Source organism: Pseudomonas mosselii, assembly GCF_019823065.1.
Classification (GTDB): domain Bacteria; phylum Pseudomonadota; class Gammaproteobacteria; order Pseudomonadales; family Pseudomonadaceae; genus Aquipseudomonas; species Aquipseudomonas mosselii.
The window spans coordinates 3,606,911-3,631,489 of the sequence record NZ_CP081966.1 but is presented as its reverse complement, the minus strand read 5'-3'; the positions used below and the strand labels follow the sequence as shown (position 1 = coordinate 3,631,489).

Here is a 24,579-nt window from a genome sequence, read left to right as displayed (position 1 = left end):
GTGAACTGCGGCGCGTTGGCGTCCTGCCGCGCTGACAAGATGGGCTTCAGGGTAGAAGCCAGGTCGTGGTCGGGGTGATGGCGCGCTGTATGCCGACCGCCTGGCAGTGCTCGAGAATAGGCAGGATGTAGGTGATGACCATGCGCCCAGGGTTGCCGTTGGGCTGAAGACGCGCCGCCAGGCAGACCGGGCCGGCCAGTGCCGGATCCTTGTTTGAGGCGACCGGGACTGCGTTGGAAACGCCGAAGTGCCCGTTGGCTGCGAGATAGTCCAGTGTTTGCTGGAACGCCCCACGGCTGATGGTCAGGCTACTGGCCTGGGCGCCGGTGGTGATCGTCAGGTTGTCGGCACCCACCGTGTCGACCTGGAAGCGGGCGTTGCTTGGCGTGTGGGGTGTTTGCAGCTCCTGACCCTGCAGGCGAGTGATCAGCGCCCAAAGGGTGCTGTCGACCTGGGTGATGTATGGCATGAGAAGACTCCTTGTGATCTCGGCGAGCAGGCGTGCATCGGATCCAATGATGCGATGGCTGAGTGTATACCGCGAGCTTAACGCGATTTGATGGCTTCATGATATTGCCAGCTGCCCTGTGGCGTTCCCCTGCGGTCGCTCAATATGGTGCTTGCAAGCGCGTCGTTTCCTCTTCGAGATAGCCGACCAGCGCCGCCACTTCTGTTTCACCCAATCGCATGTTGGGCATCGCCAGTTGGTTGTACTGCGCGTACAGCAGCATCGCCAGCGGGTCTTTCTCCGCCAGCATCCATCCGGTCGGGCTCCATCAGCCAGCGCTTGAGCCAGGCCTCGTCACGCTGGCGGGTCACTCCCAGCAGGTCCGGACCGATACCTCGGGTGGCGCCGGGCTCGGCCTCGCCCAGGGTATGGCACGACGAGCAGCGGGTCCTGAACAGTTGTTCGCCCGCGCTGGGCGGGCGAATGTCGGGGGCCTGGGTGTAGTCGTGGTGCTGGGCGCTGGCGGTCTTCCAGTTGTGCAGGCTGTTGGCCAGGCGGTCGGCGAGGATGTACGGGCTTTCGAAGGGCGAGGCCTTCATCCAGCGGCCGGTGGCCTGGTTGCCGATGATCAGGCTGAGGTTGTGGTCCTTGCTGCGGCCATTCTCAAGGCCCTCGATGTACAACCCGAGGCTGCGACGCAGTTGCTCGATGTCGGCGGCTGCGCCGGTAAGCAAGGTCCAGCCCGGGCCGATGGCGAACTTCTCGGCGTAGCGCTTGAGGGTGGCGGGGGTGTCGTTAAAGGGATCGATGCTGATCGAGTAGATGAAGATGTCCTGGCCGACGCGCTCGCCCAGCAGCTTCTGCACCTGGCGCAGGCGGGCGGTTTCCACCGGACAGGAGTCGCCGCAGCCGGTGAAGATGAAATTGATGGCCACCACCTTGCCCTTGATCAGGTCGTCGAAAAAGCGCACCTGTTGGCCGTCCTGGGTGAGCAAGGGGATGTTGGGAAAGTAGTCGGCGCCCCAGGGGGTGGAGGGTGTTGCGCGGGGGCTGGGGGGCAGCGACCAGGAAAGGCCGAGGGTGAGCAGCAGCAGGAGCAGCAGGCGGCAGAGGCGGGGCATGGTCTGACCCTCTTGGGTTGGCATGAAAGGGCCGCCTGGCGGCCCTTGCACGACGTCACTTGATACTCAGCGGCACCGTCACGCTCTGCCCCAGTGCCGACTTCACCGTCACCGCCGGTGGTGACGCCGGGCCGCTGCCGGTGGTGGTAACCGACAGCTTCCAGCGCGCGCCGCTGCCGCTGCTGCTCAAGGACGCCAGGCCCAGGTCGAGCGGCCCGCTGGTGGTGTTGGTGGAAACCCGGATGCTGTTGCCGGTGGCCACCGAAGTGGTCCCGGAGACTTCCCAGGTCCAGCGGTTGTTGCTGCGCAACTGCACCGTGGCGCTGCTGACCTGGATCTCGTCCATCGGCACCGCTGGCGAGACCGCGATGCTCACCGTGGCCGGCGCCAGCGACTCGAGGCCCTTGGCGTCGCGCGCGGCGTAGGTGAAGCTGGCGGTGAACGCCGTGGCGACGGTGGCCGGTGGGGTGTAGGTGAGCTGCGTGCCGTTGCTGCTGACCGTGCCTTGGCCGGAGTCGGGCTGGGCCAGGCTGCTGATGCTCAGCGGCAGGTTGCCGTCGGGGTCGGTGTCGTTGGCCAGCACGTTGAGCACGATCGGCTTGCCGGCCAGGGTCGCGGCGCTGTCGTTCACTGCCACCGGCGGCTTGTTGCCGTCGTTGCCGGAGCCACTGCTGGCAGTGCGGAAGGTCGGCAGGGCGGCGGAGTTGACGTATTCCACGCCATCCCAGCCGGGCAGCGGCGTCGGCATCATCTGGAACTGGCCGGGGTGTTCCAGGTCCCAGCGCAGCAGCATCGAGGTGTCCTCGTGCTGGGTGTTGTGGCAGTGCTCCATGTAGGTGCCGGCGAACTCGCGAAAGCGAATGGCCATTTCCACTTCTTCCGACGAATCAGTGTCCGGGCCGATGCGGTAGACGTCCTTGCGCGCCCATTTTTCCCATTCCGGCGGCGCCTTGCCGTCACGGCTGAGGATTACCCCTTCCTCGAAGTGCACATGCACCGGGTGGCTCCAGCCATTGCCGCCGTTCTTGATCTTCCACACCTCGAGGGTGCCGTCGCCGCTGAAACCGCCATCGGTGGCTTCGTTGGCCAGTTGCGGGGCGGCGTTGATGCGCCGCGGGTCCATGCTGTAGCCGAAGCCGCCGTCGGTCTTGATGGTCCAGGGCGCGCTGTCGGTGCCATCGGAGCGGCCGAAGATGAACTCGCGGTGGCGGGCGGCCCTGAGCTTGACCTGATCGCTGGCGCTGGTGCGGTCCAGGGGCAGGGGAATCATCACCAAGCCCGCGGCCTTGCCGGGTTTGGCCGGTTCATACAAGCTCGGGTCCATGCTGACGTCCTGGCCGGTATAGGGCTGCACGATCAACTGCATGAACTTGCCGACCACCGGGTCGCCGCCATCCCATTCCGGGCCCTTGCTGGTCTGCTTGATGACCGCCTTGTACTTTTCCGACAGCACGTCGGCCAGGCTAATGGCCTGTTTCGGGCCCTTGCCGGTGTCGTGTTCCATGAGGTTGACGAAGTACAGCTTGTCTCCGGCCTTGATCCCGTTCCTGGCGAAATTGATGATGATGTCGTAGCGCTCGGCGATGCCCTGCAGCGGCAGGATGGCGTTGTTGTCCTGCAGGTTGCCGTCGCCATTGAGGTCCAGGGTGCCGTCGAATGGCACGGCGTGCTCCATGATGTTGCCGTCGTTGGCGATCATGTGGAACGGCACGCGGGCATAGGAGACGTTGGAACCGCTCGGGCCCTTGAACTCGCCACTGTTGCCGGCGATTTCACGCACGACGGCAAACTTGAAGTAGCGCGACACCGAGCCGTTGAGGATACGGAAGCGGTAGCTGCGCGCGCGCACCTTGAGCTTGGGCTGGTACTGCCAGTTGACCAGGATCTGGTCGCCGAGAAAGCCGTCGGTGTTGAACGGGTTGAACCACAGCTGGCCGTTGGCGTCCCAGGCCTTGTCGGCGATCACCAGGTTGACGTCGTAGTCGCGGTTGCCCCAGGGCATCGCCGCGCCACTGGGGAAGCGCAGGTTGACGCCATCCTGCAGGGCTTCGTTGCCGCGGTCGATGGCCGAGTAGTAGTTCATCATTACCGCGTTGCCCTTGTAGACGTTCTGCGCGGTGAAATCGAGCATGTGGTCGTGGAACCAGTGGGTGCTCATGGTCTCGCGCCAGTCGCCGCGGATCTTGATGCTGCCGTTCTCGCAGGTCTTCAGGCCAGGGGAGGCGTCGTTGACGAACAGGGTTTCGCCCGGTGCGCAGGGGAAGGCCGCGCGCGGGTCCTGGGCGCGGGTGTTGATGGTGTCGTAGCCGGCCAGCTGGATCGGCCAGCGGTAGTCGTAGTACTGGCCGGGGAAGAAGTAGGCGTTGGCGAAGCCGTCGCTCTCGGCCGGCGAGTGGCCATTGTGCTCGTGGGTGGAGATGGTATGCAGGCCAAAGCCGTTGTTGGCCGAAGGGTCGATCGGTAGGGCGTTGTAATGGCGCATCAGCACCGGTTGGCCGTAGCGCACCATCAGCAGCTTGGGTGGAAAGGTGCCGTCGAAGGTCCACAGCGCCTTGTGGCCCTGCAGGGGCATCTTGGGGTGGAAGCGGGTGTCGATGCCCTTGGTGGTGCCCAGGGTGGTGGGGATGTCGGAGGTCTGGTAGTACAGCCCGCCCGGGGCGAACTCGCCCTTGGCATAGTTGTGCAACTGCTTGCGGTCGCGCAGGCCCTGGTTGATGCGCGCCCCGGCCTGGGCAGTCTTGAACGCGGCCTGGGGGTAGAACTCGTTCCAGCGCTGGTGCGACCAGCCCTTTCCTGGTGGCCGGCCTTCGGCGGGCGAGCCGACCCCGCTGCGGTTGAGGAACATCTCGATCTGCGCCTTCCACGGGTTGCGGTCGAGCACGTTGGCGTACTGCGACGGGAACGGCGTCAGCCCCGGCTGGGTCAGGAACGCCTCCAGAGCGTTGCCGTTGGGGCTGCTGCGGGCGGCGTAATCGGGGTCCTGGGCGGGGGCCGCGCCGACCACGGGCGGCGGAAAGGTCATGACGTAGGGCGGGGTGGCCGGGTCGAGTTTCTCCGGGCCGAACTCTTCGAACAGCAGCAACTGCTGGGTGAACGGCTCGGCACCGAACAAGGGGCTGGGCTTGCCGTTGGTGGGGTATTTGCGCGAGGTCTGCAGCGCGGGGGGCAGCACGTTGTTGGTGGTCACCGTCGCGCGGTTGCCATAGACGCCATCGGTCAGTTCCAGCGAGCCCTCGTTGGCCTCGGGCATCGTTTTCAAGTCTTCCAGCGCCGCCGCCTGGGCCACTGGCGTGACGGGCGGTTCACTGTAGGCGGAAGGATCGGTAGGCGATGGCTGGCTCACGTCGTCGAGCGACCCGGCGAACGCGCTGGCCAGCCCAAGGCTGACCAGCAGTGCCGTAACGCTAGACAACCTGAACACCTGGGTCGATGTCGCAGCGGTTTTGTTCATTGCCGTATGCCCCGTGTTGTGCAGACCGGCATCTGTTGCCACTCGAAGAGCGACGAAGTGCCTTGAACAGGGCACAGCAACGGCTGTGCCAAACGGCAAATGGCCAAACGCCAGTTGTTTCAAGATGTTGCTGAGAGTGAGGGCGAGAAACGCTAAAGGTATTGCCGCAAACCTGGGGCTGGACACCCACTGCTGGGTGGGGAATGCTGCCCACCCGATGCCTTCGATCGTCACCGGGAGCCCACATGGATCCGCTTTACCTTATCGCCCTTGGCGCCATCGTCGCCGGGTTCGTCCAAGGCTTGTCAGGCTTTGCCTTCGGCATGGTGGCCATGTCGTTCTGGGCCTGGGGGCTGGAACCGAAGGTGGCGGCGGTGCTGACGGTATTCGGCAGCCTTACCGGGCAGTTGATCGCGGTGTTCAGCGTGCGCCGGGGCTTCAGCTGGTCGCTGTTGTGGCCCTTTGTGCTTGGTGGCCTGGTGGGGATTCCGCTGGGTGTGTGGGTGCTGCCTTACCTGGACATGCTGTGGTTCAAGGCGGTGTTCGGCACGCTGTTGGTGGTGTGGTGCCCACTGATGTTGCTGGCGCCGCGCCTGCCGCGTCTGCAGGGCGGGCGCCTGGCCGATGGCGCGGTGGGCATGGTCGGCGGGGTGCTGGGCGGCATCGGCGGCTTTACCGGCACCGTGCCGACGCTCTGGTGCACCCTGCGCGGGTTCGAGCGCGATACCCAGCGGGCGGTGATCCAGAACTTCAACTTGTCGATGCTGGCGGTGACCATGCTCACCTACCTGGGCAGCGGGTTGGTGACCCCGGCGCTGCTGCCGGCGTTCGCGGTGGTGGTGTTGGCGATGGCAGTGCCGACGCTGCTGGGCACGCGGCTGTACCTGGGGATCAGTGAGCGGGCGTTTCGCCGGATCGTGCTGGGGCTGCTGACCTTGTCCGGGGTGGCGATGCTGGCCGTGGCGGTGCCGGGGTTGCTGGCGCGGGGCTGATCAAGCTGAACACCACCTCTGAAGGAGCGTACATTCCGACTATCACGCAAGACCGCTTCACCTCAGGCAGCCAACCCTTGCCCGAATCCGGTGTTCTTGGCACCCTTGCCTGCCTTGCCTCTCGACACGCCCGTAAAACAAGGAACCCTCAGGTGAATTGGGAAAAAGTCGGTAAATCCCTGGTGGGGCTGCTCGCCCTGGTCGCCGTCGCCGCCATGCTCTATGCGGTGCTGCGCGATGACGACCGCCTGCAGGCACGCCTGACCTATGCCCATCTCACCTACCCGGGCCAGTTCAGCGAGCGCATCAGCCAGGCCAACGACCTGCTCAAGTATGAGCGGTTGCACTCGCAGATCAGCGACATCGGCGCCGGCGCCCTCAGCCATCCGCAGATCGACAAGCTGGTCGACCTGGCCCAGGCTCCGTACCTGCACCTGTTCGCCAGGCCGTTCGAGGCCGGGTTGGTGGATCACCGCACCGGCCTGCTTATCGAGCTGTACAACCCCGCGCAGGTGCCGCTCAAGGCCGTGCACATCCGCTTGCCGGCCAAGGGCCTGGTGCAGGTGCGTGACGCCGCCGGCAACGACACGCTGGTGCCGACGCCCACCAGCAGCATCGACCTGCCGGCCATCGACGGGGTGAGCGAAAGCAAGGTCTGGGTGTACTTCGATGCCGATTATTCGCAGATCCGTCAGGGCGGGATCAGCATTCGCGATGCCGACGGCAGCGCTGATATCCAGGTGACCCGTGAAGTGGTGGGGTTCCCGGCGCTGCTGGCGCGCTACAGCCAGGTGGTGGTGGCGGTGTTTGCCGGACTGGTGCTGGGGGGGCTGGCGCTGGCTTATGCGTGGCTGGGGCGGGCCAGAACCGCGGGTGTTTCGCATTCTCTCTAGGTGAGCTTGCTTGAAAATACCTGAATGATGATCAAAATATGGCGCTTGAATGAGGGCATATCATTATGCAGAACATCTTTGCCGACGTAACTGCTGAACTTTACGAGGCGATGATGGAACGACTGGAAGACATCGAGCTGGTGGCATTGGTCAAGGCCCGCGCGGGAGAGAAAGGTATCCCGGTTGGGCTGGATGACCTGTAAAGTTGAGCGCTTGCCCTACGTCATTGTGATCCATGGTGCAAGTCTATCCATTCCCGCAATAATGATGTTGCCACCCTCAGGTGGTGTGAGCACTACGGTGGCACGGAGTACCAAAAGCGGCTTGAATACGTGAGAATGTCGCGAAAAATCTGTGTCATATCGCCAATGGGGAAGGTTTATGGGCTGAAGGAGTAGTGGATGGCATGCAGGATTTTTAAAGTCGGAGCGATGGCAGTCTGGGCAATCGGTCTGATCGGTTGTCAAACTGCTACCTGGGAGCATGAACCTCGGAAAAGCTACCCACCTCTGGGCGCCGTTCTGTCCCAAACCATTCTTGCCGCAGGTAATGATAAAGATGGCGCCATGTACGTGGCCGGAGCGGTGGCTGGTTTCACAAAAAGTTTCCAGCCGGCAAAATACAAAGTGGTTCGTGTCCGTTACGCCACCGACAGACGAGCGCTCGCCAATACCTCCGATGAGATTTACGGTGGAGAACCTGGCGCCATGAGCTACGGCTCCTGCTATGTCAGCATCCCCTCAATTCACAAAATCGGTGAATTGGAGTCGCCTTCTTGGTTGAAGTGGGAGTTTACTGAGGATCCGGAAAAACATGTTGTCATGTTGTACTCTCAGCGGGAGTCGACAAATACCTTTTTCGAGGGTGTTACCAGCGAAATTGAACGGGGTACTGAGCGATCAGCTTTGATTTTTGTGCATGGCTACAATGTGTCATTCGAGGAAGCGGCCAGACGTACCGCTCAGATGGCTGATGACCTGCAATTTTCGGGGGTTTCGGCATTCTTCAGTTGGCCTTCCAGGGCTAAATACAAGGCATATACTGTGGATGAGAGAAATATCGAGTGGGCGGAGCTTGATATTAAAAATTTCCTCAGAGATTTCATGGAGAAAACAAGTGCGACGCATATCTACCTGGTTGCCCACAGCATGGGAACACGAGGGTTGACTCGCGCACTCGCTGCTTTGAGCTCCGAACGTCCGGAACTGGCACAAAAGGTCAGAGGGATTATTCTGGCAGCACCAGATATAGATGCAGAAGTTTTCAAACGTGACATCGCTCCTAAACTGGTCTCGCCAGGCAGGAGCTTTACCTTATATGCATCGTCGAATGACAAGGCGCTCATGGCGTCAAAGATGATTCATGGGTATTCGCGAGCGGGTGAGTCAGGCAAAGGGATTGTCGTCCTAGATGGGATGGACACGATAGATGCGTCCAGCGTGGACACTGACTTGGTGGGGCACTCGTATTTTGGTGACGCAAGAACGATTATCTCGGACATGCATTATCTTGTACGTGGAACTACTCCACCGAACAAGCGATCTGGCCTCGAGTCGGTGGGGATACCACCAGATAGGTATTGGTATATTAAGCCTTAAAAATCTCTTTTCGGCATGGGCTAGGTCCTGACAGACTGTCGGCTTTTTCCGGTCCATGCCGAACATCCCAATACTTGTTGGGAAATCGTTATCCTGCGCTTACGAGAAGTATCCATTTCAACCTCGGCGCACATGCTTCACCAGCACCTTCTCCAACAACTCCCACATCGCCGGATCGGTGCTGAACGCCACATTGAAGCGCATCCACCCGGTGGCCTTGGCATCTACCATGAATAGCTGTCCGGGCCCGAGCATGATGCCTTTCTCCAGGGCATCGTCCAGCAGCGCGGCGCTGTCGGGGATCGCCGGATGGCGGGTCCAGATATACATCCCCTCGTCCGATTCGATGAACAGCTCGAAGCCCAGCCGGTGCAGGTGCCTCCCCACTTCCTGATGCGCCTCGGCCAAGCGCTGGCGCAGGCGCTTGAGGTGTTTGCGCCAGCGACCGTCGATGATTGCGGCGTACACCACCCGCTCCATCACCTGCGAGGTGGTCAGGCCTGAGCGCATCTTCAGGTGCAGCAGTTGCTGGGTCAGTTCGGGGTTCGCCAGTAGGTAGCCGACCCGCACGTTGGGCGAGATGCTTTTCGAGTAGCTGCCCACGTACACCACCTGCTGCAGGTGGTCGAGGCTGGCCAGGCACGGCAGCGGGTCGGCGATCATGTCGGCGTAGAGGTTGTTCTCCACCAGCCGGAAGCCATGCTGGCTGGCCAGTTGCAGCAGGCGGTGCAGTTGCGCCAGCGGGGTGCGCGAGCAGGTCGGGCTGTGCAGGTGCGGCTGGGTGAAGAACGCCGTGGGGCGGTGGTGGGCCAACAGGCGCTCGAGCTGGTCGAGGTCGTAGCCCGCCGGGGTACGCGGCACACCCACCAGGGTGGCGCCCTGGGTGCGCAGGATGCTCATCAGGTTGGGGTAGCCGGGGTCGTCCACCAGCACCACGTCGCCGGGGCGCACCAAGGTGCGCACGGCCAGGTCCAGAGCCTGGCTGGCGCCGTGGGTGAGCATCAGCTGCGCCGGGTTGGCGACGATCGACAGTTCCTGCTGCAGGTTCTGCGCGGTCAGCGCGCGCAGCTCCGGCAGGCCCAGGGGGTCGCCGTAGCCGGACAGCTCCAGCGGGCTGCCGGCGACCTGGCGCAGGCCGCGACGCAGGCCTTCCTCGTACATCCAGTCGTTGGGCAGCCAGCCGCAACCGGGCTTGAACGGCAACTGACGGATCTCGAAGATCTGCTGCAGGTACCACTCGGAATTGAAGGTGGGGCGACTGGTGTCGACCTCGACGTTGTGCTTTTCCAGTAGCTCGTTCGCCGCACGATTGACGAAGAACCCCGCATTGCCCTTGCTTACCAGCAAGCCCTGGGCCACCAGCCGGTCGTAGGCCTCGACCACGGTGAAGGTGCTCACCGAGTAGGTCGAGGCGAACGCCCGGATCGACGGGACCTTGGCCCCGGGCTTGAGCGTCTGGTCGTCGATCAGCGCGCGCAGTCCGTCGATGATCTGGTTGACCAGCGGGGTGGAGGAGTCCGGATGGAGCTGGAGCATTCGGGGGCCTTCAGGTGTGCGCGGCGCCAGGCGCCTGCAGGGGTATCGCGGGTGTATTGCATCGGCGGCCTGTACAGTGCAGTGCGTTTTTCATGCCGCTGTGCATGGCTCTATGTGTTCGACATTTTTACATTACGTGTCAGATATAGCCAACACAGCACGTACCAGCGCCATGAATAATCACAACATCGCTGCTTTGCCGTCGGGGTTTGCCCCGCACCTTCCTTTCGCCTGGCCGGACGCCTCTCGTCCGTCCCCAGCATGGTTCAGTTCGTCCAGAGGGTTGCCTCTGGCCGCGTAAGCAGGCCGCCACGGATGGCCTGCGTGTGCTCGCGCACACCTCCCTGCCCGCAGTAGCACTGATGTACAGGTGAGACCGATAACCATCGGGGTTTCACAGTTTTTCCTTGGATAAAAAGAAGCACGGGGTAAATAACTGATGGACGCAACATCCACATCCACCACCGCGAAGGACGGGCACGAGAGCAAGCTCAGTGCCTCGCTCAAGTCGCGCCACCTGACGATGATGTCCATCGCCGGGGTGATCGGCGGCGCCTTGTTCGTCGGTTCCGGCAGTGTCATCCACAGCGCCGGCCCGGCCGCTGTGCTGGCGTACCTCGCCGGCGGCATCCTGGTGGTGCTGATCATGCGCATGCTCGGCGAAATGGCGACCTCCTCGCCGGACACCGGCTCGTTCTCCACCTACGCCGACCGCGCCATTGGCCGCTGGGCCGGTTTCACCATCGGCTGGCTGTACTGGTGGTACTGGGTGATCCTCATGGCCTGGGAGGCCTACGTGGCGGGCAAGATCCTGCACGGTTTCTTCCCCGACGTGAGCGTCAACGTGTTCGTGCTGGCCACGACGCTGCTGCTGATCACCGTCAACTTCTTCAACGTCAAGCACTATGGCGAGTTCGAGTTCTGGTTCGCGCTGATCAAGGTGGTGGCGATCGTCTGCTTCCTGGTGGTGTGCACCGCCGCGGTGATGAACATCTGGCAGTTCGGTGAAGTGCGCGGTATTACCCACCTGACCGCCGAAGGCTTCATGCCCAACGGCATCACCACGGTGATCGGCGCCTTGCTGGGGGTGATGTTCGCTTTCCTCGGCGCCGAGATCGTCACCATTGCCGCCTCAGAGGCGAAGGACCCGGCCACCCAGATCGTCAAGGCGACCAACTCGGTGGTGTGGCGTGTGTGCCTGTTCTACGTCGGCTCGATCTTCCTGATCGTCTGCCTGGTGCCGTGGAACGACCCGCAACTGGGTGTCTCCGGCTATGGTGCCTACCGCCGTACCCTGGAACTGCTGGGCGTGCCGTATGCCGAGCTGCTGATGAACTTCGTGGTGCTCACCTCGGTGAGCAGCTGCCTGATCTCCGGCCACTACACCGCTTCGCGCATGCTGTTCTCCCTGGCTCAGCGTGGCGACGCGCCGCGCCTGTTCACGTTCACCCGCACCGGTACCGGCGTCCCGGTGAACGCGATCATCGGCTCGTGCCTGGTGGCGGTGTTCTGCGCGCTGATCAACTTCAGTGACACCCTGCGGCCAAAGGACGTGCTGGAAACCCTGATGAACACCACTGGCATGATTGCCCTGCTGGTGTACCTGGTGATCGCCTTCTCGCAGCTGCGCATGCGCCGCAAGCTGATCGCCGAGGGCAAGGAAGTGCGCCTGAAGATGTGGCTGTTCCCATGGCTGACCTACCTGGTGATCCTGTTCATCGTGGCGGCCCTGGTGACCATGGCCTTCATGCCTGACTACCAGATCCTGGTGATTTCCACCGGTATCGCCGCAGCCATCGTGGTGGCCATGGGCGTGGTGCACCAGATCCGTAGCGCCAAGCGTCACTGATTGCGCTGGTGCCTTTGGCAACGGCCGGTCCCTTTCGAGGGACCGGCCGTTTTCGTTTGTGGGCAAAACCTTGTTTGTCAGTCAGATCATCCTTACGTTGCAGCATGCCGACATGGCTTATGCTGCACATAATTGCCCTACTAGGAGTCGCCCATGGCCTGGTCCGCCACCCAGTATTCGTTGTTCGAGGATGAACGCACCCGCGCCGTGCGTGATCTGCTGGCCGCCGTGCCGGCGCGTCCGGCGCGGCATGCCACGGACCTTGGCTGCGGCCCGGGCAACTCCACCGAGGTGTTGCTGCAGCGCTGCCCCGATGCCCAGGTCCTGGCCCTGGACAGCGATCCGGACATGATCGACAAGGCCCGGCAGCGGCCACGGCTGAGCATTCCACGGGTGCGTTGCGAGATTGGCGAGATCGCCAGCTGGACTGCCCACGAGCCCCAGGACCTGATCCTGGCCAACGCGTCTTTGCAGTGGGTGCCGGACCACGCCAGCCTCTACCCGCACCTGGTGCGGCAACTGGGCGAGGGCGCCAGCCTGGCCGTGCAGACCCCCGACAACCTCGACGAGCCGGCTCACCGCCAGTTGCGCGAGATCGCCAGCCAGGGGCCCTGGGCTGGCAAGTTCGCCGATTTCTGCCTGCCGCCGCGGCACAACGCCGGGTTCTACTACGACCTGCTCAGCCCGCTGTGCGCGCGGGTGGATGTCTGGCGCACCACCTATCACCACCCGCTGGTCGGCGGCGCCGAGGCGGTGGTGGAGTGGTTCAAGGGCTCGGCGTTGCGGCCTTACCTGGCGCGGTTGGATGAGCAGGAGCAGGCGAGTTTCCTGCAGCTTTACTTGCAGGCCATGCAGCGTGACTACCCGCCGGCCAGCGATGGCAGGGTGTTGTTGCCGTTCCCGCGGTTATTCGTGGTGGCGACGCGCTAGGCGCCAGAGCACGCAGGCGTAGATGCCGAGGTTGAGCAGCAGTACGATGGTGCCCAGCCACAGCTGGATTTGCGGGGTCAAGCCGGCGGGGTAGATCACTGGCCAGATGTAGTGTTCGACGAAGCCGCCGTGGTAGCCGGCGTCGCCGGCGGTTTTGCGCAGGTGGTTTTCCCAGTCGGTCAGGGGGCACTCCAGGTGTAGGCCTTCCACGGCCAGGCCCCAGGCGAGGGCGGGGAGGTGGATCAGCAGGGCGCGGCGGCGCCAGAGCACCAGCAGGCCGCCGAACAGGACCAGCAGGATGAACGAGAGGTGGAACAGGACCAGGGTGTCGGCGGCCAGGCGGTAGAACATGGTGGGGTGGGGCCTTGCTGTTGGAGTCGGGTTAGTTTGTCATGTTTTTTGTTTCTGAGTTTCTGAGTTTCTGAGTTTCTGAGTTTCTGAGTTTCTGAGTTTCTGAGTCTGGGCGGTGATTGTTTTTATAGTTGTATGCGCATTCATTTGCGATGTCGACGCATAGTCACCTTTCCGCCCTTACGGCGGGTTACTTAATGAGATGGTCACCCCGGCACCCTGCGAGGCGTACGCTTTCGCAGGGTGCTTTTACTTCGGAGACCGTCATCATGAGCAGCGTGACCCTGATCGGCATCGACATTGGTAAACATACCTTCCACCTGCACGCCCAGGACAAGTTCGGCAAAGAGGTAATGCGCAAGAAGTGCTCAAGGCAGCAGATGATGCGGTTTCTGGCCAATCATCCCCCTTGCACGGTAGTGATGGAGGCCTGTGCCGGTTCACACTGCCTGGCGCGAGAAATCAAAGCGATGGATCATGAGGCCAAGCTGATCTCGCCGCAGTTCGTTAAACCTTTCGTCAAGAGCAACAAGAATGACTTCGTCGATGCGCAAGCCATCTGCGAAGCCGCTTCCCGACCCTCCATGCGCTTTGTGACGCCAAAATCGCCTGAGCAGCAAACGCTCTCTGTTTCTCATCGGATGCGTGAATCATTGATCCGCGACCGAACCAAGACGGTGAACCAGATGCATGGGTTCCTGCTCGAATTCGGTGTCAGCCTGCCGACCGGATTGGCAGTGGTCAAACGCCTTGCTTCGGTGCTTGAAGAGCACGACCTGCCAATACGGCTCGTCGCATTACTGCAGCGCCTGCATGATCATTTCGTCTACTTGAGCGAGCAGATCAAGGTGTTGGACAAAGAGCTGGAGAGCCAACTGGCTGACGATGATCTAGGCAGTCGTTTGCTGAGCATGCCGTGTGTTGGGCCGATCACCGCCAGCCTGCTGGCTGTAGAAATGGGAGATGCTCGGCAGTACGGCAGTAGCCGGGACTTTGCGGCCTCTGTAGGTCTGGTGCCCCGCCAGTACAGCACTGGTGGTAGGCCAGCTTTGCTGGGGATCAGCAAGCGTGGCGACAAGAACCTTCGGCATTTGCTGGTGCTGTGCGCACGGGTCTACATGCTTCGCCTGAAGTATCAGAAAGGCCCATTGGCCGATTGGGTGCGTTCATTGCTCGCGCGACGTCACTCCAATGTGGTGGCCTGCGCGTTGGCCAACAAACTGGCACGCATTGCGTGGGCCATTGCCACTCGGCACACGCAATATAAAACGGAGCCAGACGCGATAAACGCCTGACCCCGTTGTGCTGCACCGAGTTTCACCATCAGGTTTTGCGATAGCTGAACAACAGATGAAATAAACGGCCGATCGGCCTGGCGATGATCCTGAACGACCAATTGGCTCTTGGAAGCCGCCTACTTTGTTAGGATCGCCAGGTGCGAATGCTCATCGTGGCGCGGGATGCGAGCCCAATAGACGCCGGATAGATTGAAGCAAGCCATCCATTCCATCTGATGAACAGTATTGCAAAAAATGGGGTGACCATAGATTGGTCGTGGCCAAAGTAACCAAAGCCGTGGCGCTCCATTCATCCGGCCCTCCGCTTCGCTCCGGGTTCCCTCACTCCGGCCTTGCTCCCGGGAGGACCGCGCTGCAGGGCCCATCCTGGGCCCCAGCGCTTGACGGGCATCCATGCCCGTCACCTCCCTCCGCAAGTCCTACGTTCGGCCTCCTGAAGTCGCGAAGTTACGAGCGGCGCCTGAACTGGTGCAGCTGTCGCTAGTTTGAACTTAATTAATCTCTAGATCGCATCGCGGGGCAAGCCCGCTCCCACGCGATAGTCGTTGTTATATAGATCTCTGTATGAGCGGGCTTGCCCCGCGAAAGGGCCGGAACAGCCAATATATAACTAATTATCAAAAACTAACTTCGCATCTCCTGCTCCTGCTCCTGCTCCTGCTCTTGCTTCTAAGCGCGCGATAGTTCAGGCGCCGCCAATTGCGACTTCAGGAGGCCGAGCGGAGTTCTTGCGAAGGGAGGTGACGGCCATGGATGGCCGTCAAGCGCTGCGCCCCAGGATGGGGCGTTCAGCGCGGTCCTCCCGGGAGCAAGAACGGAGCGAGGGAACCCCGGAGCGAAGCGTAGGGGCCGGATGAACGGAGCGGAACGGTTTTGCCTACTTTTCCCTAGAGAAAAGTAGGTCGCCGTAAAGGCGAAAAGGTGACTAAATGTCGATATCGTCTACGAATGTGCATACAAAAATCAAAAAAATCACCAAGTAACCAGCTCCAGCCCTAAACCCCCTCCAAAACCATCTCCAAAAACGTACCCACCACCCGCCGCATCCTCTGCTCACTCAAACAAACCAGCGTCTCAGTCAAATGCCGCCGACAATCCACAATCGGCAAAGCACAAACCCTCGCATCAGCCCCAAACTCCGCCGCCGAAACAACCCCAACGCCAATCCCCACCACCACCGCCTCCCGCGCCGCCTCGCGCCCCTCGACCTGGATCGCCGGTCGAATCCGCAACCCGGCCCGCTGCATCTCCTCCTCCAGCGTCTGCCGCGTCACCGACCCCGGCTCACGCAGCACCAGCGGCGTGTCGTCCAGATCCGCCAGGCTGATCTGCCCCCGGCTGGCCCACGGGTGGTTGTGCGAGACAAACGCCACCATCGGGTCACGCCGCATCGGCACGCAGAACAACCGCTCATCATCGACATCGCGCCCGAGCAGGGCCAGGTCCGCCTGGTAACTGAACAGCCGGGCCAGCGACTCGTCGGTATTGCCGGTCTCGATCTTCACCTGGATCCCCGGATAGCGCTGACAGAACCGGGCGATCTGCGGCAGCACGTGCACCGGCGCGTCCACCGCCAGGGTCAGGCTGCCGGTGTGCAGGGCGCGGGAGTCCTGCAGCAGCTCCACGGCCTCGGCCTCGCAGGCGAACAGGCGTTGGGTCACGCCCAGCAGGCGCTCGCCCAGGTCGGTCAGTTGTACAGAACGCTTGTTGCGCTGGAACAGCAGCACGCCGAAGCGCTCCTCGAGCTTGCGCACCTGGTCGGACACCGCCGGCTGGGTCAGAAACAGCTTCTGCGCCGCACGGGTAAAGCTGCCCTGTTCGGCGACCGCATGAAAGGCCTTGAGTTGAGCATGGGAGACCGACATCGAACACTCCACTTAAAAGCTGGGTTTATGTGTGAAATACGATAAATCGATTTTATTTATCAGTCAGCAGCTGTTTCCATGTGTTTCAACCCGACCACGCTGCCACGAGCGGCGGCATGTCGGCCATGGCGGCACCACCGCCATCTGACCAGGTGACGTCCCTCCGTCACGCAGTGCGCAACACAACAACAAGACAGGCGTTTCTTCACATTCTGCCGGCACACTCAAGCAAGAGGTCAGAGTCAATGAATCAATCCCTGGGCGCCATCAAGCGTTGGCGCGTGCAGATCTTCGCGATCACCTGGCTGGCCTACGCCGCCTTCTACTTCACCCGCAAGGCCTTCTCGGTGGCCAAGCTCGGCATCGGCGAGGATCCGAATTTCATGCTCGACAAGGCCGCCATGGCCAACCTCGACGCGATCTACCTGGCCGCCTACGCCGTGGGCCAGTTCACCTGGGGGATGCTCGCCGACCGATTCGGCCCCCGCGTAGTGGTGCTCGGCGGGCTGCTGATCTCCGCGGCGGCCGCAGTGGTGATGGGCAGCTACGCGACCTTCCCGATCTTCGCCACCTGCATGCTGATCCAGGGGCTGGCGCAGTCCACCGGCTGGGCGGGACTGTGCAAGAACATCGGCAGTTTCTTCCCGGCCTCCCAGCGCGGCCGGGTGCTGGGGCTGTGGAGTTCGTGCTACGCCTTTGGCGGCCTGGTGGCCTCGCCGTTCGCCGGCTGGTGGGCTTACACCCTGGTCGGCACCTGGCACGCGGCGTTCTTCTCCAGCGCCGTGGTGGTGGCCGCGGTGGCGGTATTGTTCTTCATTTTCCAGCGCAACAAGCCCGAGGATGTCGGCCTGCCGGCGGTGGAGCCCGAGCCGCAGAGCATGGCGCCGGGGGCGAACCTTTGCAGCGTGTGGTCGCCGCTGCGCGAGATCCTGCGCAACCGCACGGTGCTGACCCTGGGCCTGGCCTACTTCATGCTCAAACCGGCCCGCTACGCCATCCTGCTGTGGGGCCCGGTGATCGTCTTCGAGCAGATGCCGTCGGTGGGCAAGGTCGGCGCGGCGATCATCCCCACCGCCTTCGAGCTGGCCGGGCTGCTCGGCCCGATCCTCATCGGCCTGGCCTCGGACAAGCTGTTCGGTGCCCGGCGCATGCCGGCCTGCGTGATCAGCCTGGTACTGCTGACCCTGACCCTCGCCGGCTTCATGGCGGCGATGCACAGCGGCAGCGTGCTGCTGGTGGTGGCCCTGCTGTTCGTCATGGGCCTGACCCTGTACGGCCCGGATTCGATGATCAGCGGCGCCGCGGCCATCGACTTTGGCACGGCCAAGGCCGGCGCCACCGCGGCCGGCTTCGTCAACGGCTGCGGCTCGGTGGGCGCGGTGCTCGGCGGCCTGCTGCCCGGTTACTTCGACAGCGTCACGGTGTTCATCGTCTTCGCCGGCACCGCGCTGTTCTCCGCCCTGGTGCTGCTGCCGCACTGGAACAGCCGCCCGGCGACTGCCCTGCAGGCCAATGACGTGGCACCCAATACCAGCATGGCGATCAAGCCACTGCGTACCTAAAGGAAAGCGAGTAGATGAGACCCTTCTGGCTGCAACAGGCCCTGGACCAGGAAGACGAAGCGCTGTGCCCGCCGCTCGCCGGTGACGTGCGCTGCGACGTGTGCATCGTCGGCGGCGGCTACACCGGCCTGTGGACCGCACTGATGATCAAGGAACAGGCGCCGCAGCTGGAGGTGCTGCTGCTCGAGGCGGATATCTGCGGCGCCGGGGCCAGTGGGCGCAATGGTGGTTGCGCGCTGTCCTGGTCGGCCAAGTACTTCACCCTCGAGCGGTTGTTCGGGGTGGCCGAGGCGGTGCGCCTGGTGCGCGAGTCCGAGCGCAGCATCGGCGCCATCGGCGAGTTCTGCGCGGCCAACGGCATCCGTTGCGACTACCGCATGGACGGCACCCTCTACACCGCCACCAACCAGGCCCAGCTCGGCGGCACCGATGCGGTGATCGCCGCGCTGGAACAGCAGGGCATCAACTCGTTCCAGCGCCTGGCGCTGGAACAGGTGCAGCGCCTGGCCGGTTCCGAACGGCACCTGGAGGGCTGGTATTCGCCGGCCGCGGCCACGGTGCAGCCGGGGCGGCTGGTGCGCGGCCTGCGCCGGGTGGCCTTGCAACGTGGCGTGCGCATCCACGAGGGCACGGCGATGACCGGCCTGGAGCATGGCGCGCCGGTGCAGGTGCGCACCCGCGCCGGCACCGTCCGCGCCGACCGCGTGGTGCTGGGCCTCAATGCCTGGATGGCGCGGGCCTTCCCGCAGTTCGAGCGCAGCGTGGCCATCGTCTCCAGCGACATGGTGATCACCGAGCCGTGCCCTGAGCTGCTGGGTCGGATCGGCCTGGACAGCGGCGTCAGCGTGCTCGACTCGCGGATCTTCGTGCACTACTACCACAACACTTCCGATGGCCGGCTGATGCTTGGCAAGGGCGGCAACACCTTTGCTTATGGCGGGCGCATGCTGCCGGTGTTCGACCAGCCGTCGCCGTACCAGCCGCTGCTGCGCGAAAGCCTGGCCGAGTTCTTCCCGGCGCTGGCCGAGGTGCCGCTGGCGGCGAGCTGGAACGGGCCATCGGACCGTTCGGTGACCGGGCTGCCGTTCTTCGGTCGGCTCGATGGGCAGGGCAACGTGTTCTACGGCTTCGGCTACTCCGGCAGCGGGGTTGGGCCGTGTCACATGGGCGGGCAGATCCTGTCGTCGTTGGCACTGGGGCTGGACAACGCCTGGACCCGTTCGCCGCTGGTCAAGGGGCCGTTGGGGCAGTTTCCGCCGGAGCCGGTGCGCTACCTGGGGTCGTTGTTGGTGCGCAACGCCATCCGCCGCAAGGAACGCGCCGAGGACCGCGGCGTGCGCCCGCGCCGGCTGGACGTGCGCCTGGCGAAGTTCGCGGCGGCGGCGGGGAAGGCGGACAAGGGCTGAAGCCGACGCGATTTCTTGTCGAACCCGGCGCGCAGGGCGTATAAACTCTCCCCACTTTTAGGCCGGTCGCTTCCTGAACCGGCCGCGGAAACAAAGAGAGTCGATATGGGCGCACAGTGGAAAGCCAAACATAGAGAAACAGCGGCCAATGCCAAAGGCAAGATCATGGGCAAGCTGGCCAAGGAGATCCAGATCGCTGCCAAGTCCGGTGCCGACCCGGACATGAACCCGCGCCTGCGCCTGGCCATCGTCCAGGCCAAAAAAGCCTCGATGACCCGTGAGACCCTGGAGCGCGCGATCAAGAAAGGCGCGGGCCTGGACGGCGAGGCCGTGCAGTACCATGCCGTCAGCTATGAAGGTTTCGCCCCGCACCAGGTGCCGCTGATCGTCGAGTGCCTGACCGACAACATCAACCGCACCGTGGCCCAGATCCGCGTGCTGTTCCGCAAGGGCCAGCTCGGCGCCAGCGGCTCGGTGGCCTGGGACTTCAACCATGTTGGCCTGATCGAGGCCACCCCGGAAGGTGACGCCGATCCGGAAATGGCGGCCATCGAAGCCGGTGCCCAGGACTTCGAGGACGGCGAGGAAGAGGGCTCGACCCTGTTCATCACCGACACCACCGACCTGGACGCCGTGCAGAAGGCCCTGCCGGAGCATGGCTTCACCGTCACCTCGGCGAAGATCGGCTACACCCCGAAGAACCCGGTGAGCGCCGCCGGCCTGAGCGCCGAAGCGCTGGCCGAGGTCGAGGCCTTCCTCGAGGCGATCGACGAGAACGAAGACGTGCAGAACGTCTATGTCGGCCTGACCGACTGATCCGCGCGTCATCCTCGCGGGGCAAGCCCACTCCCAGCACGTTCTGTGGGAGCGGGCTTGCCCCGCGATCATTTCCGGACCTGTGCCATGCACCCCACCTTCGCCTCCCTCAGCCTCGCCCACCTGCGCACCCTCGACTGCCTCCTGCAGCTGAAGAACCTCAGCCACGCCGCCGAGCGCCTGGGCTGCAGCCAATCGGCGCTGAGCCGCCAGCTGGCCAGCCTGCGCGAGGCCTTCGACGACCCGCTGCTGGTGCGCCAGGGCCGTGGCTACGTGCTCAGCGAACACGCTGAGGCGCTGGTCGAACCGCTGCGCCAGGTACTGGAGGAGCTCAACGCCTTGCGCCAGCCCGCGGCGTTCGACCCGGCGCGCTGCGAGCGGCGCTTCTGCCTGGCGGCCTCCGACTACGTGGCCGAGCACATGCTGCCGCAGCTGGTCAAGGTACTGGAGCAGGAGGCGCCGGGGGTGTCGCTGGAGTACCGCACCTGGCAGGCCGGGCAGTATGCCTTGCTTGCCAGTGGCGAGATCGACCTGGCCACCACGCTGTTCGACGAGTCACCGCCCAACCTGCACGGTCGGTTGCTGGGCGAGGACCGGGCGGTATGCCTGATGCGTCACGACCATCCACTGAGCGCCCGCGCCGAGTTGAGCCAGGACGACTACCTGGCCTTCAAGCACGTAAGGGTGTCCGGGGGCGGCGACAAGGACAGCTTCATCGACCGTCATCTGCGCGCCCAGGGGCTGCAGCGGCGCATCAGCCTGGAGGTGCCGTTCTTCAGCGCGATGGTCCAGGTGCTCGGCAATGGCCAGGCCCTGGCCACGGTGCCCGAGCACATTGCCCGGCAGCTGGCGCGGCTGCATGGCCTGAGTTGGCGGCCGATGGGCTTCATCGACCACACCCAGCGCTATTGGGTGGTCTGGCACCAGCGCCTGCAGGCCTCGGCCGAGCACCGCTGGTTGCGCAACCGGGTTTTCGAGGTGTGGCGTCAGTCGCAGTTCGGCGTGCAGGGCGGGCATGCGCCTTCGCTATAGCAGCTATGCGCGAAGCGGGGTTATTCGCAAACCGGCAGGCGCCTAGACTGCGGGCAATGGACACCGCCCAGGAGCGCGCGCATGACTCCCGAACAATTCCGCCAGTACGGCCACCAACTGATCGACCTGATCGCCGACTACCGCCAGACCGTCGGCGAGCGCCCGGTCATGGCCCAGGTCCAGCCGGGCTACCTCAAGGCCGCCTTGCCCGAGGGCGCGCCGCAGAAGGGCGAGCCGTTTGAAGCCATCCTCGCCGACGTCGACAAGCTGGTGATGCCCGGCCTGTCCCACTGGCAGCACCCGGACTTCTACGGTTACTTCCCCTCCAACGGCACCCTGTCGTCGGTGCTCGGCGACTTCCTCAGCACCGGCCTGGGCGTGCTCGGCCTGTCGTGGCAGTCCAGCCCGGCCCTGAGCGAGCTGGAGGAAACCACCCTCGACTGGCTGCGTCAGCTGCTGGGTCTGAGCGGGCAATGGAGCGGGGTGATTCAGGACACCGCCTCGACCAGCACCCTGGTGGCGCTGATCAGTGCCCGCGAGCGCGCCACCGACCACGCCCAGGTGCATGGCGGCCTGCAGGCCCAGGCCAAACCGTTGATCGTCTACGTCAGCGCCCATGCCCACAGCTCGGTGGACAAGGCCGCGCTGTTGGCCGGCTTTGGCCGCGACAACATCCGCCTGATCCCCACCGACGCCCGCTACGCCATGCGTCCTGAAGCGCTGCGCGAGGCCATCGAGCAGGACCTGGCCGCCGGCAACCAGCCCTGTGCCGTGGTCGCCACCACCGGCACCACCACCACCACCGCGCTGGACCCGCTGCGCCCGATCGGCGAGATCGCCCAGGCCAACCAGCTGTGGCTGCACGTGGACTCGGCCATGGCCGGTTCGGCGATGATCCTCCCGGAGTGCCGCTGGATGTGGGACGGCATCGAGCTAGCCGATTCGGTGGTGGTCAACGCCCACAAGTGGCTGGGCGTGGCCTTCGACTGCTCGATCTACTACGTGCGCGATCCGCAGCACCTGATCCGGGTGATGAGCACCAACCCCAGCTACCTGCAGTCGGCGGTCGATGGCGAGGTGAAGAACCTGCGCGACTGGGGCATCCCGCTGGGGCGTCGGTTCCGGGCACTGAAACTGTGGTTCATGCTGCGCAGCGAAGGGGTCGAGTCCCTGCAGCAACGCCTGCGCCGCGACCTGGAAAACGCCCGCTGGCTGGCCGCCCAAATCGAGTCGGCACCGCAGTGGGAAGTGCTGGCGCCGGTGCAATTGCAGACCCTGTGCATCCGCCATCGCCCGGCGGGCCTCGAGGGCGAGGCGCTGGATGCCCACACCCGCGGCTGGGCCGAGCGCCTCAACGCCTCGGGTGACGCCTACGTGACCCCGGCGACCCTGGACGGGCGCTGGATGGTGCGGGTGTCGGTGGGGGCGTTGCCGACCGAGCGTGAACATGTGCAGCAGTTGTGGGCGCGTTTGCAGGCGGTGGTGGCGGAGTAAACACCATTCAGGTCTCGCTGTATCTTTATTGATATAGCGATCAGGCGGTCCTGCCCAGTGGCCATGGCGCCGGGCACAGGCTGCGCAGCAGCAGGTCGGCCTGGGCCTGGGTGGAGGCGCGGGTGGGCCTGACCTGACCCGAGCTGCCGGGCGCCATGCCGAAGCGGAAGATAGCGATAGCGTGTTTGCCGACAGCTGCGCGGTTTCAGCTATGCCAGCTGAATCAGCAGGCCGCTCGCCAGGCGCGGATCTGTTCCAGCGTGGCGGTGGCGCCGCCGCAGACGATCACCAGCACATTGCCGTAGGCGGCCACGGCCTCGGGTTGTTCGAGCAGGGCCAGCGCGGCGCCGCAGGCCGGTTCCACCAGCAGGCGATGATCACGCAGCAGCCGCTCGCAGGCATCGAGGGCTTCGCGGTCACTGACCAGGTGGCTGCGCACCGGGTGCTGGCGGGTGCAGGCCAGCGCCTGCTCGGCGACCCGTTTGGCGCCCAGCGAAGTGGCCACCGAGGCGATGCGCGGCAGTTCCACGGTGTGCCCGGCGGCGATGGCGGCGTGCAGCGACGCCGCGCCATCGGTCTCCACCGCCAGCACCGGCACATCCTGCCAGCCGTTGCGCTGCAAGCCTTCAACCACGCCGCGGAGCAGGCCGCCGCCGCCGACCGAAAGCACCACCGCGTCAGGCTTGAAGCCGGCGGCGGCGACCTCGTCGATCATGCTGGCGTGGCCTGTCCACAGCAGCGGATCGTCGAACGGATGGATGAAGGCGTCGTCCGCGCCGACCAGGGTCTGGGCGTGCTCATTGGCTTCCTGCCAGGAACTGCCGCGCACGATCACGCGGGCGTCTTCCAGGCGCAGCAGTTCCCTGGCCCGTTCGGTAGTGTTCTCGGGCACCACCACGGTGACCGGCACACCGAGCTTGCGGCCGGCATAGGCCACCGCCAGGCCGGCATTGCCGCCGGACGACGAGACGAAATGCCGGGCACCCCGGGCATGGTGGACCTCGCAGGCATGGCCGACGCCGCGCAGCTTGAACGAGCCGCACGGTTGCAGGGCTTCGAGCTTGAGCCACACCGGGCGGTCGGCGCTCAGGGACAATGGGCGGGATTCGATCAGCGGGGTAGGAATGTGCAGCGGCATGATGGGCTCCGGGGTTCAGTCGCGTGCAGCCGTGGCGGGCTCGCCGCGCAGCTGCTCCAGGTAGTTGTAGACGGTGTAGCGGGTCACGCCGAGGGCTTCGGCGGCTTTCTCCACGCCACCCTTGACGATGAACAGGCCGCGCCCCTGCATGAGGCGCACGGCCTCGACCTTGGCCTGTTTGTTCATCCGCCCCTGGCCGCTGCGTTGCAGCGCATCCTGGATGATCCCGGCCATCAGCGCGGTCATGTCGGCCGCCTCGTCGGCCGGCGCCGGTGTCGTGCCCAGTGGCTGGAAGTGCTGGAGAAAGGCCATGGCGGCCTCCAGGCCGGTGACGTCGGTGTTCACGCACAGGCTGGCGAAGGGCAGGCCGTCGCGGTCGCGGAAGATCGCCGTGGCGCTGCGCAGGCTGCGGCCCTTGAGGGTGGTGGGGTAGTCGGGCAGCACCACCGGCGCGCAGCCCTGCTGGTCGGCCGAAGCCTGCATCAACGCCTTGAAGCCCTGGTCCTGCTCGGGGGCGGCGAGAATCGGGCTGCCGACCCGGCGACCGGAAAGATGGCCGTTGACGATTGCCACCACCGAGTGCTCCGGGTGTTCGAGGTCGTGCAGGAGGATCTCGACGTTGCGTGGGACGACACTGCCCAAGGCCTGCAGGGTGGCCTGGAGAACAGTCAGGGTGAGCTGGCGTTCTTGCTGGGTGGTGGGAGAGGGCATGGGAAGGGGCCTGATTCAATAATGTGTTGAATTTTACACAAAAAGTTGAATCTGGCGAGTGCAGTTGTTTGGCCCACATGAAAACGGG

Annotated in this window: 19 protein-coding genes and 1 pseudogene; 12 read left to right on the top strand and 8 right to left on the bottom strand. The window is 64.1% G+C overall.

Annotated elements, in window-relative coordinates:
* Positions 1 to 46: 46 nt before the first annotated feature.
* From K5H97_RS16580 to K5H97_RS16570, 3 genes and pseudogenes are all read right to left on the bottom strand, one after another.
* Complete coding sequence (locus tag K5H97_RS16580) at positions 47 to 469, bottom strand: hypothetical protein (RefSeq protein ID WP_028692015.1); 423 nt, start codon at positions 467 to 469, stop codon at positions 47 to 49.
* Between the two features lie 139 nt (positions 470 to 608).
* A pseudogene (locus K5H97_RS16575) lies at positions 609 to 1,569 on the bottom strand (SCO family protein).
* A gap of 55 nt (positions 1,570 to 1,624) precedes the next feature.
* A complete protein-coding gene (locus K5H97_RS16570) occupies positions 1,625 to 5,020 on the bottom strand; it encodes an Ig-like domain-containing protein (RefSeq protein ID WP_028692014.1) in 3,396 nt (1,131 codons plus the stop codon).
* Between the two features lie 245 nt (positions 5,021 to 5,265).
* On the opposite strand from K5H97_RS16570, the gene K5H97_RS16565 reads away from it, so the two are divergent.
* The 4 genes from K5H97_RS16565 to K5H97_RS16550 all read left to right on the top strand — a co-directional run bounded on the left by K5H97_RS16565 (position 5,266) and on the right by K5H97_RS16550 (position 8,503).
* Positions 5,266 to 6,012 (top strand): sulfite exporter TauE/SafE family protein, encoded by a 747-nt coding sequence (locus K5H97_RS16565; protein ID WP_028692013.1) that lies wholly within the window; start codon positions 5,266 to 5,268, stop codon positions 6,010 to 6,012.
* Between the two features lie 152 nt (positions 6,013 to 6,164).
* Positions 6,165 to 6,905: a hypothetical protein gene (locus tag K5H97_RS16560; protein WP_028692012.1), complete on the top strand. Its 741-nt coding sequence runs from the start codon at positions 6,165 to 6,167 to the stop codon at positions 6,903 to 6,905.
* 65 nt (positions 6,906 to 6,970) lie between these two features.
* Positions 6,971 to 7,108: a hypothetical protein gene (locus K5H97_RS16555; RefSeq protein WP_232108940.1), complete on the top strand. Its 138-nt coding sequence runs from the start codon at positions 6,971 to 6,973 to the stop codon at positions 7,106 to 7,108.
* Positions 7,109 to 7,306: 198 nt separating this feature from the next.
* The gene (locus tag K5H97_RS16550; RefSeq protein ID WP_028692011.1) at positions 7,307 to 8,503 is read left to right on the top strand and encodes an alpha/beta hydrolase; all 1,197 of its coding nucleotides are present in this window, start codon (positions 7,307 to 7,309) and stop codon (positions 8,501 to 8,503) included.
* A 117-nt stretch (positions 8,504 to 8,620) separates the two neighbouring features.
* On the opposite strand, the gene K5H97_RS16545 is transcribed toward K5H97_RS16550, so the two are convergent.
* Positions 8,621 to 10,039: an aminotransferase-like domain-containing protein gene (locus tag K5H97_RS16545; RefSeq protein ID WP_028692010.1), complete on the bottom strand. Its 1,419-nt coding sequence runs from the start codon at positions 10,037 to 10,039 to the stop codon at positions 8,621 to 8,623.
* A gap of 439 nt (positions 10,040 to 10,478) precedes the next feature.
* Here K5H97_RS16545 and K5H97_RS16540 point away from each other — a divergent pair, with 439 nt between their 5' ends.
* Both K5H97_RS16540 and tam read left to right on the top strand, forming a co-directional pair.
* Complete coding sequence (locus K5H97_RS16540) at positions 10,479 to 11,888, top strand: amino acid permease (protein ID WP_028692009.1); 1,410 nt, start codon at positions 10,479 to 10,481, stop codon at positions 11,886 to 11,888.
* 153 nt (positions 11,889 to 12,041) lie between these two features.
* Entirely contained in the window at positions 12,042 to 12,818 is a 777-nt protein-coding gene (gene tam, locus K5H97_RS16535) for a trans-aconitate 2-methyltransferase (protein ID WP_028692008.1), read from the top strand.
* Here the strand turns inward: tam and K5H97_RS16530 are convergent.
* The gene (locus K5H97_RS16530; RefSeq protein ID WP_028692007.1) at positions 12,795 to 13,169 is read right to left on the bottom strand and encodes a DUF2784 domain-containing protein; all 375 of its coding nucleotides are present in this window, start codon (positions 13,167 to 13,169) and stop codon (positions 12,795 to 12,797) included. The genes tam and K5H97_RS16530 overlap by 24 nt on opposite strands.
* A gap of 269 nt (positions 13,170 to 13,438) precedes the next feature.
* On the opposite strand from K5H97_RS16530, the gene K5H97_RS16525 reads away from it, so the two are divergent.
* A complete protein-coding gene (locus tag K5H97_RS16525; RefSeq protein WP_197867106.1) occupies positions 13,439 to 14,464 on the top strand; it encodes an IS110 family RNA-guided transposase in 1,026 nt (341 codons plus the stop codon).
* Positions 14,465 to 15,462: 998 nt separating this feature from the next.
* Here K5H97_RS16525 and K5H97_RS16520 read toward each other — a convergent pair.
* Positions 15,463 to 16,332 carry a LysR substrate-binding domain-containing protein gene (locus K5H97_RS16520; RefSeq protein WP_028688727.1) on the bottom strand — a complete coding sequence of 290 codons (870 nt, stop codon included), beginning with the start codon at positions 16,330 to 16,332 and terminating at the stop codon, positions 15,463 to 15,465.
* A gap of 245 nt (positions 16,333 to 16,577) precedes the next feature.
* Here K5H97_RS16520 and K5H97_RS16515 point away from each other — a divergent pair, with 245 nt between their 5' ends.
* From K5H97_RS16515 to K5H97_RS16495, 5 genes are all read left to right on the top strand, one after another.
* A complete protein-coding gene (locus K5H97_RS16515) occupies positions 16,578 to 17,894 on the top strand; it encodes an MFS transporter (protein WP_028688728.1) in 1,317 nt (438 codons plus the stop codon).
* Positions 17,895 to 17,908: 14 nt separating this feature from the next.
* The gene (locus K5H97_RS16510) at positions 17,909 to 19,300 is read left to right on the top strand and encodes an FAD-dependent oxidoreductase (RefSeq protein WP_028688729.1); all 1,392 of its coding nucleotides are present in this window, start codon (positions 17,909 to 17,911) and stop codon (positions 19,298 to 19,300) included.
* A gap of 105 nt (positions 19,301 to 19,405) precedes the next feature.
* A complete protein-coding gene (locus K5H97_RS16505) occupies positions 19,406 to 20,116 on the top strand; it encodes a YebC/PmpR family DNA-binding transcriptional regulator (RefSeq protein WP_028688730.1) in 711 nt (236 codons plus the stop codon).
* A gap of 87 nt (positions 20,117 to 20,203) precedes the next feature.
* Positions 20,204 to 21,148: a LysR family transcriptional regulator gene (locus K5H97_RS16500; protein WP_028688731.1), complete on the top strand. Its 945-nt coding sequence runs from the start codon at positions 20,204 to 20,206 to the stop codon at positions 21,146 to 21,148.
* Between the two features lie 81 nt (positions 21,149 to 21,229).
* Entirely contained in the window at positions 21,230 to 22,642 is a 1,413-nt protein-coding gene (locus tag K5H97_RS16495) for a DOPA decarboxylase (protein WP_028688732.1), read from the top strand.
* Positions 22,643 to 22,865: 223 nt separating this feature from the next.
* On the opposite strand, the gene K5H97_RS16490 is transcribed toward K5H97_RS16495, so the two are convergent.
* Both K5H97_RS16490 and K5H97_RS16485 read right to left on the bottom strand, forming a co-directional pair.
* Positions 22,866 to 23,780, bottom strand: a complete 915-nt coding sequence (locus tag K5H97_RS16490) for a pyridoxal-phosphate dependent enzyme (protein WP_028688733.1) — start codon at positions 23,778 to 23,780, stop codon at positions 22,866 to 22,868.
* Between the two features lie 15 nt (positions 23,781 to 23,795).
* Complete coding sequence (locus K5H97_RS16485) at positions 23,796 to 24,491, bottom strand: helix-turn-helix transcriptional regulator (protein ID WP_028688734.1); 696 nt, start codon at positions 24,489 to 24,491, stop codon at positions 23,796 to 23,798.
* Positions 24,492 to 24,579 lie beyond the last annotated feature (88 nt).

Coding starts and splice junctions, on each gene's coding strand:
- K5H97_RS16580 (WP_028692015.1), bottom strand. CDS start 469: ATGCCATACATCACCCAGGTCGACAGCACCCTTTGGGCGCTGATCACT.
- K5H97_RS16505 (WP_028688730.1), top strand. CDS start 19,406: ATGGGCGCACAGTGGAAAGCCAAACATAGAGAAACAGCGGCCAATGCC.
- K5H97_RS16540 (WP_028692009.1), top strand. CDS start 10,479: ATGGACGCAACATCCACATCCACCACCGCGAAGGACGGGCACGAGAGC.
- K5H97_RS16520 (WP_028688727.1), bottom strand. CDS start 16,332: ATGTCGGTCTCCCATGCTCAACTCAAGGCCTTTCATGCGGTCGCCGAA.
- K5H97_RS16530 (WP_028692007.1), bottom strand. CDS start 13,169: ATGTTCTACCGCCTGGCCGCCGACACCCTGGTCCTGTTCCACCTCTCG.
- tam (WP_028692008.1), top strand. CDS start 12,042: ATGGCCTGGTCCGCCACCCAGTATTCGTTGTTCGAGGATGAACGCACC.
- K5H97_RS16515 (WP_028688728.1), top strand. CDS start 16,578: ATGAATCAATCCCTGGGCGCCATCAAGCGTTGGCGCGTGCAGATCTTC.
- K5H97_RS16555 (WP_232108940.1), top strand. CDS start 6,971: ATGCAGAACATCTTTGCCGACGTAACTGCTGAACTTTACGAGGCGATG.
- K5H97_RS16570 (WP_028692014.1), bottom strand. CDS start 5,020: ATGAACAAAACCGCTGCGACATCGACCCAGGTGTTCAGGTTGTCTAGC.
- K5H97_RS16495 (WP_028688732.1), top strand. CDS start 21,230: ATGACTCCCGAACAATTCCGCCAGTACGGCCACCAACTGATCGACCTG.
- K5H97_RS16525 (WP_197867106.1), top strand. CDS start 13,439: ATGAGCAGCGTGACCCTGATCGGCATCGACATTGGTAAACATACCTTC.
- K5H97_RS16550 (WP_028692011.1), top strand. CDS start 7,307: ATGGCATGCAGGATTTTTAAAGTCGGAGCGATGGCAGTCTGGGCAATC.
- K5H97_RS16510 (WP_028688729.1), top strand. CDS start 17,909: ATGAGACCCTTCTGGCTGCAACAGGCCCTGGACCAGGAAGACGAAGCG.
- K5H97_RS16545 (WP_028692010.1), bottom strand. CDS start 10,039: ATGCTCCAGCTCCATCCGGACTCCTCCACCCCGCTGGTCAACCAGATC.
- K5H97_RS16490 (WP_028688733.1), bottom strand. CDS start 23,780: ATGCCGCTGCACATTCCTACCCCGCTGATCGAATCCCGCCCATTGTCC.
- K5H97_RS16565 (WP_028692013.1), top strand. CDS start 5,266: ATGGATCCGCTTTACCTTATCGCCCTTGGCGCCATCGTCGCCGGGTTC.
- K5H97_RS16485 (WP_028688734.1), bottom strand. CDS start 24,491: ATGCCCTCTCCCACCACCCAGCAAGAACGCCAGCTCACCCTGACTGTT.
- K5H97_RS16500 (WP_028688731.1), top strand. CDS start 20,204: ATGCACCCCACCTTCGCCTCCCTCAGCCTCGCCCACCTGCGCACCCTC.